This is a genomic window from Mycobacterium sp. SP-6446, from assembly GCF_001954045.1.
Taxonomy (GTDB): Bacteria; Actinomycetota; Actinomycetes; order Mycobacteriales; family Mycobacteriaceae; genus Mycobacterium.
Genome location: NZ_MBEM01000258.1, coordinates 1 through 15,679 on the forward strand (window position 1 = coordinate 1; position 15,679 = coordinate 15,679).

13 protein-coding genes and 1 pseudogene are annotated in these 15,679 nt (G+C 67.1%); 9 read left to right on the forward strand and 5 right to left on the reverse strand.

The window, feature by feature from the left end; genetic code table 11:
* Positions 1 to 105: 105 nt before the first annotated feature.
* The 3 genes and pseudogenes from A5736_RS26970 to A5736_RS23130 form a co-directional block, all read left to right on the forward strand.
* Positions 106 to 348 (forward strand): annotated as a pseudogene (locus A5736_RS26970) (DNA-formamidopyrimidine glycosylase family protein); the annotation flags it as partial.
* Positions 349 to 501: 153 nt separating this feature from the next.
* Complete coding sequence (locus tag A5736_RS26975; protein ID WP_254848441.1) at positions 502 to 969, forward strand: zinc finger domain-containing protein; 468 nt, start codon at positions 502 to 504, stop codon at positions 967 to 969.
* A 41-nt stretch (positions 970 to 1,010) separates the two neighbouring features.
* Positions 1,011 to 1,760, forward strand: a complete 750-nt coding sequence (locus tag A5736_RS23130) for an SDR family oxidoreductase (protein WP_076248830.1) — start codon at positions 1,011 to 1,013, stop codon at positions 1,758 to 1,760.
* Positions 1,761 to 1,835: 75 nt separating this feature from the next.
* Here A5736_RS23130 and pgi read toward each other — a convergent pair whose 3' ends face one another.
* Together pgi and A5736_RS23140 are read right to left on the reverse strand one after the other, a co-directional pair.
* Entirely contained in the window at positions 1,836 to 3,500 is a 1,665-nt protein-coding gene (pgi, locus tag A5736_RS23135) for a glucose-6-phosphate isomerase (protein WP_076248832.1), read from the reverse strand.
* Positions 3,501 to 3,552: 52 nt separating this feature from the next.
* Entirely contained in the window at positions 3,553 to 3,864 is a 312-nt protein-coding gene (locus A5736_RS23140) for a chorismate mutase (RefSeq protein WP_076128926.1), read from the reverse strand.
* 316 nt (positions 3,865 to 4,180) lie between these two features.
* Between A5736_RS23140 and pcrA the strand changes: the two genes are divergently transcribed.
* Positions 4,181 to 6,517, forward strand: a complete 2,337-nt coding sequence (pcrA, locus tag A5736_RS23145) for a DNA helicase PcrA (protein ID WP_076248834.1) — start codon at positions 4,181 to 4,183, stop codon at positions 6,515 to 6,517.
* A gap of 18 nt (positions 6,518 to 6,535) precedes the next feature.
* Here the strand turns inward: pcrA and A5736_RS23150 are convergent, their stop codons facing one another.
* Entirely contained in the window at positions 6,536 to 7,114 is a 579-nt protein-coding gene (locus A5736_RS23150) for a hypothetical protein (RefSeq protein ID WP_076248836.1), read from the reverse strand.
* 1 nt (position 7,115) lies between these two features.
* Positions 7,116 to 8,165, reverse strand: coding sequence for a M23 family metallopeptidase (locus tag A5736_RS23155; protein WP_369805189.1), 1,050 nt, complete (start codon positions 8,163 to 8,165; stop codon positions 7,116 to 7,118).
* A 324-nt stretch (positions 8,166 to 8,489) separates the two neighbouring features.
* Here A5736_RS23155 and sucC point away from each other — a divergent pair, with 324 nt between their 5' ends.
* The 3 genes from sucC to A5736_RS23170 are packed head-to-tail and all read left to right on the forward strand — an operon-like array spanning position 8,490 to position 12,118.
* Positions 8,490 to 9,653, forward strand: a complete 1,164-nt coding sequence (gene sucC, locus A5736_RS23160; RefSeq protein WP_076128934.1) for an ADP-forming succinate--CoA ligase subunit beta — start codon at positions 8,490 to 8,492, stop codon at positions 9,651 to 9,653.
* A gap of 16 nt (positions 9,654 to 9,669) precedes the next feature.
* Positions 9,670 to 10,572, forward strand: a complete 903-nt coding sequence (gene sucD / locus A5736_RS23165) for a succinate--CoA ligase subunit alpha (RefSeq protein WP_076128936.1) — start codon at positions 9,670 to 9,672, stop codon at positions 10,570 to 10,572.
* Between the two features lie 16 nt (positions 10,573 to 10,588).
* On the forward strand, positions 10,589 to 12,118 hold the full coding sequence (locus A5736_RS23170) for an acetyl-CoA acetyltransferase (RefSeq protein WP_076248838.1): 1,530 nt from the start codon (positions 10,589 to 10,591) through the stop codon (positions 12,116 to 12,118).
* 98 nt (positions 12,119 to 12,216) lie between these two features.
* On the opposite strand, the gene A5736_RS23175 is transcribed toward A5736_RS23170, so the two are convergent.
* Positions 12,217 to 13,065, reverse strand: coding sequence for an LLM class F420-dependent oxidoreductase (locus A5736_RS23175; RefSeq protein ID WP_076248840.1), 849 nt, complete (start codon positions 13,063 to 13,065; stop codon positions 12,217 to 12,219).
* Positions 13,066 to 13,307: 242 nt separating this feature from the next.
* On the opposite strand from A5736_RS23175, the gene A5736_RS23180 reads away from it, so the two are divergent.
* Together A5736_RS23180 and A5736_RS23185 are read left to right on the forward strand one after the other, a co-directional pair.
* The gene (locus A5736_RS23180; protein ID WP_076128862.1) at positions 13,308 to 14,183 is read left to right on the forward strand and encodes a DUF5336 domain-containing protein; all 876 of its coding nucleotides are present in this window, start codon (positions 13,308 to 13,310) and stop codon (positions 14,181 to 14,183) included.
* A gap of 48 nt (positions 14,184 to 14,231) precedes the next feature.
* A complete protein-coding gene (locus tag A5736_RS23185) occupies positions 14,232 to 15,536 on the forward strand; it encodes a DUF6350 family protein (protein WP_076248841.1) in 1,305 nt (434 codons plus the stop codon).
* The last annotated feature ends 143 nt before the right edge of the window (positions 15,537 to 15,679 follow it).

Sequence of the window (15,679 nt, forward strand, 5' to 3'; positions counted from 1 at the left end):
GAAGTCGGGGCGCGCATCGCCGAGCTGCGAGCCGAAGCCCGGGCGCGGCACGGCTGGATCATGGACACCTATTTGCTGCGGGCCTCCGGCTGGCAGACTTGACGCGTGCCCGAACTTCCCGAGGTCGAAGCGCTGGCCGACCATCTGCGCCGCCATGCCGTCGGTTTGACGGTGGGCCGCGTAGATGTCGCGGCGTTGTCGGTGCTGAAAACCTTTGACCCGCCGACTTCCGCGCTGCACGGCCGGGCCGTTGCCGGGGCCGGGCGGTGGGGCAAATACCTGGGCCTGCAGGTCGACGAGTTGTTCTTGATCACCCATCTGTCGCGCGCGGGGTGGCTGCGATGGTCCGACAAGCTGGCCGCGGCGCCGCTGCGGCCAGGCAAAGGGCCGATCGCGCTGCGGGTGCACCTCGGCGACCCCGGTAGCGCGCCGGGATTCGACCTCACCGAGGCCGGGACCCAGAAGCGGCTGGCGGTGTGGCTCGTCGACGACCCGCGGCAGGTGCCGGGCATCGCCGCGCTCGGCCCCGACGCGCTGGAGCTGGCCACCGAGGACCTCGCCGGGTTGTTGGCCGGCAACACCGGCCGGATCAAAACCGTCATCACCGACCAGAAGGTGATCGCCGGTATCGGCAACGCCTACAGCGACGAAATCCTGCATGTCGCCAAGATCTCGCCGTTCGCCACGGCCGGGAAGCTCACGAGCGAGCAGCTCACCGCATTGCACGACGCGATGGTGTCGGTGTTGACCGACGCGGTGGCCCGGTCCGTCGGCCAGGGGGCGGCCACGCTTAAAGGGGAGAAGCGCTCCGGATTGCGGGTGCACGCGCGAACGGGGTTGCCGTGTCCGGTGTGCGGCGACACCGTGCGCGAAGTGTCGTTCGCGGACAAGTCTTTTCAGTACTGCCCGACCTGCCAGACGGGCGGCAAGGTGCTGGCGGACCGGCGCTTGTCACGGCTGCTCAAGTAGTCGCCCGACCACGAGCCGACACGGCTCGATATGCTGCCCGGGTGACTCGCCAGAAGATTCTCATCACCGGCGCCAGTTCCGGCCTGGGCGCCGGGATGGCGCGATCCTTCGCGGCCAAGGGTCGTGATCTGGCCCTGTGCGCCCGGCGCACCGACCGGCTTGACGAGCTGAAAGACGAACTGGCCCAACAGTATCCGGGCATCAAGATCGCGGTGGCGGCGTTGGACGTCACCGACCACGAACAGGTGCCCAAGGTATTCGCCGAACTCAGCGACGAGCTCGGCGGCATCGACCGCATCATCGTCAACGCCGGAATCGGCAAGGGCGCCAAGCTCGGGTCGGGCAAGCTGTGGGCGAACAAAGCGACCATCGAGACCAACCTGGTCGCCGCGCTGGTGCAGATCGAAACCGCGCTGGAGATGTTCGCCAAGAGCGGATCGGGGCATCTAGTGCTCATCTCCTCGGTGCTGGGCAACAAGGGCGTGCCCGGCGTCAAAGCCGCCTACTGCGCTAGCAAAGCCGGACTGACCTCGTTGGGCGAATCGCTGCGCGCCGAGTACGCCAAAGGGCCCATCAAGGTGACGGCGATCGAACCCGGCTACATCGAATCGGAGATGACGGCCAAGTCGGCCAGCACAATGCTGATGGTGGACAACGAAACTGGCGTCAAGGCACTGGTCGACGCCATCGAGCGCGAGCCGGGCCGGGCCGTCGTGCCGCGGTGGCCGTGGGCGCCGCTGGTGCAACTCATCCGGGTGCTGCCACCCCCGCTCACCAAGCGATTCGCCTAAAGCCCGTCGAGTGTGAATCTGACGACGGTTTCACGGCGTGTCGCGTCGTAAGATTCACACTCGCGCGAACGATTCTCAGCTGGTGCGGCCCCGTTCGGTGCGGTAGCGGCGGACCAGTGCGTCGGTCGAGCTGTCCGACTGCGGCTCAGGGGAGCCATCGCCGGTGATCACCGGGAGCAGCGCCTTGGCCTGCGTCTTGCCCAGCTCCACGCCCCATTGGTCGAACGAGTCGATTCCCCAGATCACGCCCTCGGTGAACACCTGATGCTCGTAGAGTGCGATCAGCTGACCGAGCACCGATGGTGTGAGCCGGTCCGCCAGGATCGAGGTCGACGGCCGGTTGCCGGGCATGACCTTGTGCGGCACGACGTCGGCGGGTGTGCCCTCGGCGGCGATTTCCTCGGCGGTCTTGCCGAACGCCAGCACCTGGGTCTGGGCGAAGAAGTTGCTCATCAACAGGTCGTGCATGCTGCCGGTGCCTTCGACCGTGGGTAGGTCGTCGAGCGGCTGGCTGAAGCCGATGAAGTCGGCCGGCACCAGTCGAGTGCCCTGGTGCAGCAGTTGATAGAAGGCGTGCTGGCCATTGGTTCCCGGTTCGCCCCAATAGATTTCACCGGTGTCGGTGGTGACCGGCGTGCCGTCGGCGCGGGTCGACTTGCCGTTGGATTCCATGGTGAGCTGTTGCAGATAGGCCGCAAAACGCGCCAGGTCGTTGGAATACGGCAGCACGGCACGCGATTGCGCGCCCATGAAGTTGGAGTACCACAAACCGATGAGGCCGAGCAGCGCGGGAGCGTTGGACTCCAGCGGCGCGGTCTTGAAATGCCGGTCAACGATGTGGAATCCGGACAAAAAATCAGCGAAAGCCTGCCGGCCGATGGTGGCCATCAGCGACAGGCCGATCGCCGAATCGACCGAATAGCGGCCACCGACCCAGTCCCAGAACCCGAACATGTTGTCGGTGTTGATGCCGAAGTCGTCGACCAAGCGTTTGTTGGTGGAGACGGCCACGAAATGCTTTGACACCGCGGCGTCGCCGAGGGCGCCCGTCAGCCAGCGGCGCGCGGCGGTCGCATTGGTCAGCGTCTCCAGGGTGGAGAACGTCTTGGACGCAACGACGAAAAGCGTTGTGGCGGGGTCTAAATCGGCCAATTTCGCGATCAGGTCCGCGGGGTCGACGTTGGACACGAAGCGCGCCGAAATCCCGGCGTCCACGTAGTGGCGCAAGGCCTGATACACCATCACCGGGCCCAGGTCCGAGCCGCCGATGCCGATGTTGACGACGGTCTTGATCCGTTTCCCGGTGGCTCCGGTCCATTCGCCGCTGCGCAGCCGATCGGTGAAGTCGCCCATCGCATCCAGTACGGAGTGCACGTCCTCGACTACGTTTTGGCCATCCACGACCAGCTCAGCGTCGCGGGGCAGCCGCAGCGCGGTGTGCAATACCGCGCGATCCTCGGAGGTGTTGATGTGTGCACCGGAAAACATCTGGTCTCGATGCTCCTCGAGGCCTGCCGCGCGGGCCAGATCGAGCAGCAGCCGCAGCGTTTCCCGGGTGATGCGGTGCTTGCTGTAGTCGATGTAGAGGTCGCCGACCGTGACGGTGAGGTCGCGGCCGCGATCGGGATCTTCGGCGAAGAACTGGCGAAGGTGGGTTTGTCCGATTTGTTCGTGATGCCTGCGTAGGGCTTCCCACGCCGGGGTGGCGGTGATGTCGGGGATCGTTCGCAGGGAGGTCATGGCTCGACCCTAATGCGGCGCTTGGGCACCAGCCAGGTCCCCGGGTCCGCCGCTAGTGGCCGAGCCGGCCCCTGCCCAGTCGCAGCAACAGCATTGCCAGATCCTTGCCGTCCGGACCGAGCTCGCTGTAGCGCTCGATGACTTTCATCTCGCGGCTGTGCACCAGCCGGGTGCCGCCGGACGCCATCCGGACCTTGCCGATCGCCTGTGAAACCTCGGCGCGACGCTTCACCGCAGCGAGGATCTCGGCGTCTAACCGGTCGATCTCTTCGCGCAACTCTTCGATGTTCTCGAGTTCTTCCGTTTCCAGCATGTTCATCTCTGCAAACTCCGCATTCTCGTGATGTGGGGGTTCTGGTCTCATCCGGTATCAGGCCTCACAAAAGAGACGAGCCCCGAATCCGGAAGCGGACCACGGGGCTCTGCGACGGCAGCTAGACCACGGGCACCGCTAGCGGGTACCCATAGAAAAATCGACGACGCGCGTTGAGCACGAAACCGAGTCTAGCCAACCAGGTGCGGATCCGTTGCAAAAACCCATGTAAAAGACGTCCGCAACCCCTCTAGACGCGGCCAGGCGCCCCCCGGGACACCCCCGGCTGCGGCCGGGCGAAAAAGATCGCCCGGACGTACCGGACCGGCCGGTTCACGTCGGCGGTCAGCGGTAAGTTTGGACAGACATGAGTGTGCACGCGACCGATACCAAGCCCGCCCCCGAAGCGGACCGTCTGCTCGACGACCTCAACCCACAACAGCGCCAAGCGGTGGTGCACCAGGGTGCGCCGCTGCTGATCGTGGCCGGTGCGGGTTCGGGCAAGACTGCGGTATTGACGCGGCGCATCGCGTACCTGATCGCGGCGCGCGGCGTCGGGGTGGGTCAGGTCCTGGCCATCACGTTCACCAATAAGGCCGCGGCCGAGATGCGCGAGCGCGTGGTGCGGTTGGTCGGCAACCGGGCGCGCGCGATGTGGGTCTCGACGTTTCACTCGACTTGCGTGCGCATCCTGCGCAATCAGGCGTCCCTGATCAAAGGCCTCAACTCCAACTTCTCGATCTACGACGCCGACGATTCCCGGCGCCTGCTACAGATGATTGGCCGCGACATGGGGCTCGACATCAAGCGGTACTCGCCGCGGCTGCTGGCCAACGCGATCTCCAACCTGAAGAACGAATTGATCGACCCGGATCAGGCGCTGGCCAACCTGTCGGACGAATCCGATGACCTGGCCCGCACTGTCGCATCCGTCTTCGCCGAGTATCAGCGCCGCCTGCGAACGGCCAACGCGCTGGACTTCGACGACCTGATCGGGGAGACGGTGGCGGTGTTGCAAACGTTTCCGGAGATCGCCCAGTACTACCGGCGGCGGTTCCGCCATGTGCTGGTCGACGAATACCAGGACACCAATCACGCGCAGTACGTGCTGGTTCGGGAGCTGGTCGGTCGCGGCGGCCCGCAGGATTCGCCTGATGACGTCCCACCGGCGGAACTGTGCGTGGTCGGCGACGCCGATCAGTCGATCTACGCGTTCCGCGGCGCCACGATCCGCAACATCGAGGACTTCGAACGTGACTACCCGGATGCGAAAACAATTCTGCTGGAACAGAATTACCGCTCGACGCAGAACATTCTGTCGGCGGCCAACTCGGTGATCGCCCGCAACTCCGGACGCCGGGAGAAGCGGCTGTGGACCGACGCCGGGGAAGGCGAGCTGATCGTCGGCTACGTCGCCGACAACGAGCACGACGAGGCCAGGTTCGTCGCCGAAGAAATCGACGCGCTCGCCGAGCGCGGCGAGATCACCTACAACGACGTCGCCGTCTTCTACCGCACGAACAACTCGTCGCGGTCGCTGGAAGAGGTGTTCATCCGCGCCGGGATTCCGTACAAAGTCGTTGGGGGAGTGCGCTTTTACGAGCGCAAGGAGATCCGCGACATCGTGGCATACCTGCGGGTGCTGGACAATCCCGGTGACGCGGTTAGCATGCGGCGCATCCTCAACACCCCGCGCCGAGGCATCGGTGATCGGGCAGAGGCGTGCGTCGCCGTGTACGCCGAGAACACCGGATCCAGCTTCGCCGATGCGCTCGTCGCCGCGGCCGAGGGCAGGGTGCCGATGCTCAATACCCGTGCCGAGAAGGCGATCTCGGGCTTCGTCGAGATGCTGGACGACTTGCGGGGCCGCCTCGACGACGACCTCGGCGATCTTGTCGAGTCGGTGCTGGAACGCACCGGATACCGCAGGGAGCTGGAATCCTCGAGCGACCCTCAGGAACTGGCCCGGCTGGACAACCTGAACGAACTGGTAAGCGTCGCACACGAATTCAGCATCGACCAGGCCAATGCCGCTGCGCTCGACGAGTCTCTGCAAACCCCCGAGGACGAAGACGTGCCGGACACCGGTGTGCTGGCGGCGTTCCTGGAGAGGGTGTCGCTGGTCTCCGACAGCGACGAGATCCCCGAAGAGGGCGCCGGCATGGTGACGATGATGACGCTGCACACCGCCAAGGGCCTGGAGTTCCCGGTGGTGTTCGTCACCGGCTGGGAGGACGGGATGTTCCCACACATGCGGGCGCTTGACGATCCCGCCGAACTCTCCGAGGAGCGGAGGCTGGCCTACGTCGGTATCACCCGGGCCCGCCAGCGGCTGTACCTGAGCCGGGCCATCGTCCGGTCCTCCTGGGGACAGCCCATGCTCAATCCGGAGTCCCGGTTCCTGCGCGAGATCCCGCAGGAGCTCATCGACTGGCGGCGCAGCGCGCCCGCGCCGTCGTTCAGCGCTCCGGTCAGCGGGGCCGGACGGTTCGGTGCACCGCGCGCGGCGCCGACTCGTTCGGGGGCGGGCAAACGCCCGCTGGTGGTGCTGCAGCCCGGTGACCGGGTGACCCACGACAAGTACGGGCTGGGCAGGGTCGAGGAGGTCTCCGGCGTCGGTGAATCGGCCATGTCGCTGATCGATTTCGGCAGTTCAGGCCGGGTGAAGCTGATGCACAACCACGCGCCGGTCAGCAAACTCTGACCGCGTAGGGGGCGCCGGTTATTCCTCTAGCCAACGCTTCGTCCGCGGGTGCATCACCAAAACCGCGCTGGCAATCGGCAGCAGCGGGAGAGCGTGCACGATCCACGCGACGCGCGCGCCCGCGATGAACACGCCGCCGTAGGTCAGCACCGCCACCACCGCGCCGGCCACGATGAGATAGCGCCCCAAGGACCGGCCCTGCAGCAGCACGATCACGCCCGCGATGGTCGTCGACGCGAACACCAGGGCGAGAAACGCGACCGCGATGCAGAACAACCGGTCGGTCTTCCACCAGCCGGCGATCAAATCGGTGGCCACCACCGACGTGGCCCACCCGCTGACGATGGCGACGGCGCAGCCCGCGGCCGCCGTCCGGCCGCTGGGCTCGCCGGCCGGCGGGCCGAGGCCTCCGCGCCGACCGGCAGGGGCGGCGCCCCGGTAGGGCGTTGGTGGCGGAATCTGGGTGGTCGGCGACTCCGGGACGGTCGGCATCGGTCCCGTGGGTGCACGCCGGATGATCCGGGTGCGGGATTCGGAGGGTGGCTCCGGTGGTTCGGACAGGTGCGCGGCGGGAGGTGGGTCGTTCGGCGCGGTCACCTCATCCAGCGTAGTTGCCGACGAAGATGCCGCGCTTGGCCAGCCACGGCACCGGGTCGATCCTTTCGCTACCGCCCTGCAGCACCTCGAAATGCAGATGCGGGCCGGTGGAATTGCCGCGATTTCCCATGGTGGCGATCTGGTCACCGGCCATCACGCGCTCGCCGGCGCTCACGGTGGTGGTGTTGACGTGGCCGTAGAGCGTGACGGTGCCGTCGGCATGGCGCACCTTGACCAGTGCCCCGTAGCCGGCGGCCGGCCCGGCCTCGATCACCACGCCGTCGGACACCGCATAGATCGGCGTGCCAATCGAATTGGCGAGGTCGATGCCGGCGTGCAGGACCCCCCAGCGGTAGCCGAAGTTCGACGTGAATATCCCGTGCGTGGGCATGACGTAGAGCGGCTGCTGCAGTCGGGCCTCGCGCTGCGCGCGATCGTTGGCGTACGCGACACCGTGGGCAAGTTCCGCGTTGTGCACGACGGTGTTCGCCGCCGGCTGGACCGCGATCACCTGGGCGCCGCGGGTGGCGTTGCTGCTCGACCCGCCGGTGAGGGCCGACGCGTTGGCGGTCAGCACGGCGTCGGTCTTGGGGACTTCGGCATGGCTGGTCGCGGTATGGGCCGCAGCGGCCGCCGCGCCGGCGGCCATCGCCGAGATCAGCAGTCGCCCCTTCGCCGCGCTCGTCGGCTCTTTGCGGTGCTGGCCACCCCGGCGCACCACGGAGATGACGTCGGTGATGTCCGACTGATAGGGGCGATGCACGTCTGCGTCGGCCTGGAATCGCACCGGAACCGGCACCGTCGCGGGAGCGGCAAGCAGGAGCGGGGCCAGGTCGTCCACGTCGTGCAGGTCGTCCAGCTCGGGGGCCAGCAGAACCTGGGCTTCGTTGTCGAACGTCGAGTCGTTGCTGAAGTCGAGGTCGTGCAGTTCGCCGCAATCGTCGGCGAATTCGAGGCTGTCGAAGTCGAACCCGTCGAGCGGAAGGATCTCGGTGACTTCGTTGCCGTGCGGCTCTGTCCAATGGGCTCCCGCTGCACGACTCACTCTCACCACGCCGGAAGTTTCGGCAGCAGAACGAGTCAAACGGTGCTGGGACAAGCTGGAATGTCCTCGTATCGTGACCATAACGTTATCTGGACCTAAGGAAGGTATCGGTTTACGGACGGGGCTGGCAACCTCGGGCTAAATTCCGGACGGATATTGTGATCCGCATCACGTTTCGGGCTTTGCGCTGTCTCGTGAGCTGTGCCACATCGGTGGGATGCGGCGATGGCAACCGTTCGACGGGTGGATACAGTTCGTCCGTGCGTGTTGCCGGATGCGGCGCCGCCTACGTACAGGACTTGCAGTAAGCCGAGCGAAGACAGTGAGCCCATGGACCTTTTCGAGTATCAAGCCAAAGAATTATTCGCCAAGCACAACGTACCGAGTACGCCCGGCCGGGTGACGGACACCGCCGAGGGCGCTCAGGCCATCGCCGAGGAGATCGGCGCGCCGGTGATGGTCAAAGCGCAGGTCAAGATCGGCGGCCGGGGCAAGGCCGGTGGCGTCAAGTATGCCGCGACACCCCAAGACGCCTACGAACACGCCAAGAACATCCTCGGCCTGGACATCAAGGGGCACGTCGTCAAGAAGCTGTTGGTCGCCGAGGCCAGCGACATCGCCGAGGAGTACTACATCTCCTTCTTGCTCGACCGCGCCAACCGCACCTACCTGGCGATGTGCTCGGTCGAGGGTGGCATGGAGATCGAAGAAGTCGCGGCCACCAAGCCCGACCGGCTGGCCAAGGTCCCGGTCGACGCCGTCAAGGGCGTGGACCTGGCCACCGCGCGTTCCATCGCCGAGCAGGGTCACCTGCCGGCCGAGGTGCTCGACGCCGCCGCGGTCACCATCTCCAAGCTGTGGGACCTCTTCGTCGGTGAGGACGCCACGCTGGTCGAGGTGAACCCGTTGGTGCGCACCCCCGACGACCGGATTCTGGCGCTGGACGGCAAGGTCACCCTGGACGCCAACGCCGACTTCCGGCAGCCCGGCCACGTCGAGTTCGAGGACCGCGACGCGACCGACCCGCTGGAGCTCAAGGCCAAGGAGCACGACCTCAACTACGTCAAGCTCGACGGCGAAGTCGGCATCATCGGCAACGGCGCGGGCTTGGTCATGTCGACCCTCGACGTGGTGGCCTACGCAGGGGAAAAGCATGGCGGCGTCAAGCCGGCCAACTTTCTGGACATCGGCGGTGGCGCGTCGGCCGAGGTGATGGCCGCGGGCCTGGACGTGGTGCTGGGCGACAAGCAGGTCAAGAGCGTGTTCGTCAACGTGTTCGGCGGCATCACGGCCTGCGACGCCGTGGCGACCGGGATCGTCAAGGCCCTGGAAATCCTGGGCGACGAGGCCAACAAGCCCCTGGTGGTGCGGTTGGACGGCAACAACGTCGACGAAGGCCGGCGCATCCTTGCCGAGGCCAACCACCCGCTCGTGACGCTGGTGCCGACGATGGACGAGGCCGCCGACAAGGCCGCCGAGCTGGCGAGCGCCTGAAAGGAAGCATGACCCAATGGCTATATTTCTGACCGCCGAAAACAAGGTCGTCGTCCAGGGCATCACCGGCGCCGAGGCGACCAAGCACACCGCACGCATGCTCAAGGCCGGCACGCACATCGTCGGCGGAGTCAACGCCCGCAAGGCCGGCACCACGGTCGCGCACAAGGACGTCAACGACAAGCCCGTCGAACTGCCGGTGTTCGGCAGCGTCGTCGAGGCCATCGAGAAGACCGGCGCCGACGTCTCGATCGTGTTCGTCCCACCGGTGTACGCCAAGGACGCCATCATCGAGGCCATCGACGCCGAGATCCCGCTGCTGGTGGTCATCACCGAGGGAATCCCGGTGCAGGACAGCGCATATGCGTGGGCTTACAACCTGCACAAGGGCGGAAAGACCCGCATCATCGGTCCGAACTGTCCCGGCATCATCACCCCGGGCCAGGCGCTGGTGGGCATCACCCCGGCCAACATCACCGGGCCGGGTCCCGTCGGGCTGGTATCCAAGTCCGGCACGCTGACCTACCAAATGATGTACGAGCTACGCGATTTCGGCTTCTCCACGTCCATCGGGATCGGCGGTGACCCGGTCATCGGCACCACCCACATCGACGCTATCGAGGCGTTCGAGAAGGATCCCGACACCAAGGTCATCGTGATGATCGGCGAGATCGGCGGTGACGCCGAGGAGCGCGCGGCCGACTACATCAAGGCGCACGTATCCAAGCCGGTCGTCGGCTACGTCGCAGGATTCACTGCGCCAGAAGGAAAGACGATGGGCCACGCTGGCGCGATCGTGTCCGGCTCGTCGGGCACCGCGGCCGCCAAGAAGGAAGCCCTGGAGGCGGCCGGGGTCAAGGTCGGCAAGACCCCCTCGGAGACGGCGGCGCTGGCCCGGGAGATTCTGCAGAGCCTGTAGCGACAGGTTTCGCAACGTGACACTGGATCCGCGCACGCCCGTCGTCGTCGGGGTCGGGCAGTCGGCGGAACGCATCGACGACGCCTACTACCGCGCGATGTCGGGCGTGGAACTAGCCGCCGCGGCGGCGCGCGCCGCACTCGACGACTGCGGCGCCGACGTCGCCAAGGTCGCGTCGACGATCGACACCGTCGCCGGCGTAAGGCAATTCGAGATTTCCGGACCGGCCCAACCGGTGCTGGGCAAGTCGAACAACTATCCGCGGTCGGTGGCCAACCGGATCGGCGCGGACCCCGCCCGCGCCATCCTCGAAGTCGTCGGGGGTCAGGGCCCACAGCACCTGATCACCGAGCTGGCCGGCGAGATCGCCGCCGGTCGCGTCGACGTCGCGCTGATTTTCGGCTCCGATGCCACGTCGACCACGCGCTATTTCGCCGGGGCCGACAACCGCCCGGATTTCTCCGAGACCGTCGACGGTTCGCTGGAAGACCGGGGCTACGGCCTGGAGCGACTCGTCACGCGCTACACGGTGATCCACGGCCTGGTCGACGCGCCGACGCAGTATGCGCTGCTGGAGAATGCCCGTCGCGCCGAAACCGGGCTGGGCCCAACGGAATACCTGCGTCGGATGGGCGAGCTGTTCGCGCCGTTCACCAAGGTCGCCGCGGGCAATCCGTTTGCCGCCGCGCCGGTGGAACGCAGCGTCGACGAGCTGATCACCGTGACCGAGAGCAACCGGATGATCTCCGACCCGTACCCGCGGTTGCTGGTCGCTCGCGATCAGGTCAACCAGGGCGCGGCCGCACTGATGATGTCGGTCGAGTCCGCGCGGCGGCTCGGAGTGCCGGAGGAGAACTGGGTGTACCTCCACGGCCACGCCGATCTGGAGGAACAGCCGCTGCTGGAACGCCCGGACCTCGGGCATGCACCCTCGGCCGTCATGGCGGTGCGCGAAGCGCTAGACGTGGCCGGCATCGGTATCGACGACGTCGCCACCTTCGACCTATACAGCTGCTTTCCGGTGCCGGTGTTCAACATCTGCGACGGCATGGGCCTCGCGCCCGACGATCCACGCGGACTGACCCTGACCGGTGGGCTCCCCTTCTTCGGCGGCGCCGGCAACAATTATTCGATGCACGGTGTCGCCGAGACGGTCGCCCGAATGCGAAGCACGCCAGGGCAATTCGGCCTCGTCGGCGCCAACGGCGGCATCTTGAGCAAGTATTCGGTCGGCGTTTACTCGACCACCCCGACGGAATGGAAGCCGGATCGCAGCGCCGCGCTGCAGGCGCAGATCGGCAGCTCGCCGACGCAGGCGGTGACCGAGGCGGCCGACGGCGCCGCCACCGTCGAGACCTACACCGTCCGGCGCGATTCCGGTCGGCTGACCGGAATCATCGTGGGCCGGCTGGACGCCGACGGCACCCGATTCCTGTCGACCACCGAGGACGCCGAGTTGATCGCGCTGCTGACCGACGGCGACCCGCTGGGGAGTCCCGTTCGGGTGCGCTCCTTCGACTACGGCAACCGCTGCACGCCGGGCTGACCTCTTCCCGCGAGCAGTCCCCCGCAAGCGGGAGGTACCCCCAGCAGAATCGCATTCCCCGGCGAGGCTTGATGCGATTCTGCGTCTGCTCGCGGTTTCTAGACGAGGGCGGCCAGCTTGCCGGCCAATCGCTCAACGTAGGCGGCGATTTCGTCGTCAGGACGGTCCGGAAGGCCGAACAGCACCTCGGTGACCCCGAGCTCGGCCCAGTGGGCCAGCTTCTCGGGCACCGGTTTGAAATCCAGAGCGACGATCTGCGGGGCGCCGTCGCGATTGGCGGCCGCCCAGGTGTCCTGCAACAGCTTCACCGGTTCGTCGATGTCGAAGTCGCGCGGGGTGGTGATCCATCCGTCGGCGCTGCGAGCGATCCACTTGAAGTTCTTCTCGTTGCCCGCGGCACCCACCAGCACCGGAATGTGGGACTGCACCGGCTTGGGCCAGGCCCAGCTGGGCCCGAACTTGACGAACTCGCCGTCGTAGGCGGCTTCCTCTTCCGTCCACAGCGCGCGCATCGCTTCGATGTATTCGCGCAGCATGGTGCGGCGGCGCCCGGGTGGCACGTTGTGGTCGGCGAGTTCGTCGGTGTTCCAGCCGAAACCGACGCCGAGGCTAACCCGGCCGCCGGAGAGATGGTCGAGGGTGGCGATGCTTTTCGCCAGCGTGATCGGGTCGTGTTCGACGGGCAGCGCCACCGCCGTGGACAGCCGCACCCGCGAGGTGACGGCGCACGCCGCGCCCAAGCTAACCCATGGGTCTAGTGTGCGCATGTACCGATCGTCCGGCAGCGACGCGTCACCCGTCGTCGGGTGAGCAGCCTCGCGCTTGATCGGGATATGGGTGTGTTCTGGCACGTAGAACGTCTGAAAGCCGTGGTCGTCGGCAAGCTTGGCGGCCGCCGCCGGAGTGATGCCACGGTCGCTGGTGAAAAGCACAAGGCCGTAATCCATGCACAGAATTAGAACGTGTTCTACCTGTCGTGGGCAAGCGGCGGTGAATCGGCGCTGCTCGCGCGACAGGCCGGTGGCACCGGCGCCCGCACCGGAATGTGCGCTAGCGTGGTTGATCGATCGCGTCGCACCGCAAGCGCAGCAAGGCCTGGCAATTATGGCGCGCGCGCGAGCACAGCGTCGCACTGCAACGGTGGCGTGGCGCCGCTGAGGCAAAGACACTGAAAGCAACAGGAGGAGCCATGACCTACTCGCCCGGTAGTCCCGGATATCCAGCAACGCAACCCGGCGGCTCCTACCCAGGCGCCACACCGTCGTTCGCCAAGGACGAAAGCGGCGAAAGCAACCTTCCGCTTTACCTGAACATCGCGGTGGTGGTGCTCGGCCTCGGGGTGTACCTGCTGAACTTCGGGCCGACCTTTACGCTCGGTGCCGACCTCGGGCCGGGCGCCGGCGGACGCGCCGGTGACGCGGGCACCGCTGTCCTCGTCGCCGTGCTGGCCGCGTTGCTCGCCGGGCTGAGCCTGCTGCCCAAGGCGAAGAGTTATGCGGGCGTCGTCGGCGTAATCGCTTCACTGGGCGCGCTGCTCGCCATCGCGGAGACGATCAACACGCCAGCCGGTTTCGCGATCGGCTGGGCGATGTGGCCCCTGGTGGCATGCAGTGTGTTCCAGGCGATCGCCGCCGTGGTGGTCATCCTTTTGGATGCGGGTGTTATCACCCCCCCGGCCCCGCGGCCCAAGTACGACCCCTACGCGCAGTACGGCCAGTACGGGCAATACGGGTACGGCGCTCAGCAGCCCGGCGGTTACTACGGTCAGCCGGGCGCCCAGCAGCACGTTGCGCCGCAGTCGCACAACCCGCAGGCTTCCCCGTATGGATCGCAGTACGGCGGTTATCAGCCGAGCCAGGCTCCGACCCAGAGCGCGGTCCCGACCAACCCACCGAGCGGCGGATTCGGCGCCCAGCCGCAGGGGTCGTCGACGCCGCCCACCGGTTTCCCCAGCTTCAGCCCGCCGCCACCGGCCGGCGCGCCGAACCAAGCCGGCGACCAGCAGCCTTCCGGCCAGGGACAGGAGCAGTCGCCTTCATCGCCGGCTGGACCGGCGCCGAGCTAACCGCGCGCCTACGCGCCTAGTCGGGCACGTTCGCCAAGAGTGACAGGAGTGGAGGACAACCGGGCGGCGGGCGCTCGTCAAGCGCGTGACCTCGTCAGGGTCGCGTTCGGCCCGGCCGTGGTGGCGTTGGTCATCATCGCCGCGGTCACGCTGCTGCAGCTGCTGATCGCCAACAGCGACATGACTGGAGCGCTGGGCGCCATCGCCAGCATGTGGCTCGGTGTGCACCAGGTGCCGATCTCCATCGGCGGCCGCGAACTGGGCGTCATGCCGCTGCTGCCGGTCATGTTGATGGTGTGGGCCACAGCGCGCAGCACCGCGCGGGCCACCGCCCCGTCCTCGTCGTGGCTCGTCGTCCGCTGGGTTATCGCGTCGGCGCTGGGCGGCCCGTTGCTGATGGCGGCGATCGCGCTGGCGGTGATCCACGACGCGTCGTCGGTGATCACCGAGTTGCAGACACCAAGCGCCCTGCGCGCTTTCGCCAGTGTGCTGGTGGTGCATGCCATCGGTGCCGCGATCGGTGTGTCGTCCCGGGTGGGCCGACGGGCGCTGAGCGATTCGCCGCTGCCCAATTGGTTGGCGGATTCGGCGCGTGCCGCGGCGGCGGGCGTGCTGGCGTTGGTCGGCCTCTCCGGCTTGGTGACGGCCGGGTCGCTGGTCGTGCACTGGGCGACCATGCAAGAGCTCTATGGGATCACCGATTCGATCTTCGGCCAGTTCAGCCTCACGGTGCTGTCGGTGTTGTACGCGCCGAACGTCATCGTCGGCACGGCGGCGGTCGCGGTCGGGTCCAGCGCGCATCTCGGCTTCGCGACGTTCAGTTCCTTCACCGTGTTCGGCGGCGACGTCCCCGCGCTGCCGGTGCTGGCCGCGGCGCCCACGCCGCCCCTCGGCCCGGTGTGGGTGGCGCTGCTCATCATCGGTGCGGCGTCGGGGGTGGCGGTCGGACAGCAGTGCGCGCGGCGTCCGCTCCCACCGGTTCCGGCGATGGCCAAGCTGCTGGTCGCGTCGGTCGCCGGGGCGCTGTCCATGTCCTTGGTCGCGTACGGCGGGAGCGGTCGGCTGGGCAACTTCGGCGATGTCGGCGTGGATCAGGGCGCCCTGGTAGTCGGTGTGTTTTTCTGGTTCGCGGTTGTTGGGGGGGTCACGGTGGTGATGGCCGGGGGGATCCGGCGCCGGCCGAGGCGACCTAGGCGACCCGAACCCGCCCCCGCTGCTGATGAACCCGCTGACTTCGCCGACGTTTTCGACGAGTCGGACGTCGGTGAGCCGGACGTCGATGAGTCGGAAGTCGCCGAGCCGGACGTCGACGAGCCGGACCCGCCGCCCGCCGAGGGCGACCGCGAAGAGTAGGCGCCCCTCCTCGAACGTGACGGTGGCGTCACGCTCGGCGTCGAACGTGACGGTGGCGTCACGCTCGGCGGCGGGGTCGAAGACAGTAGGCTCGCCGATGTGCAGCAACCGCTCCACGTGCCCCCGAGCGCACCGGCTCGGCT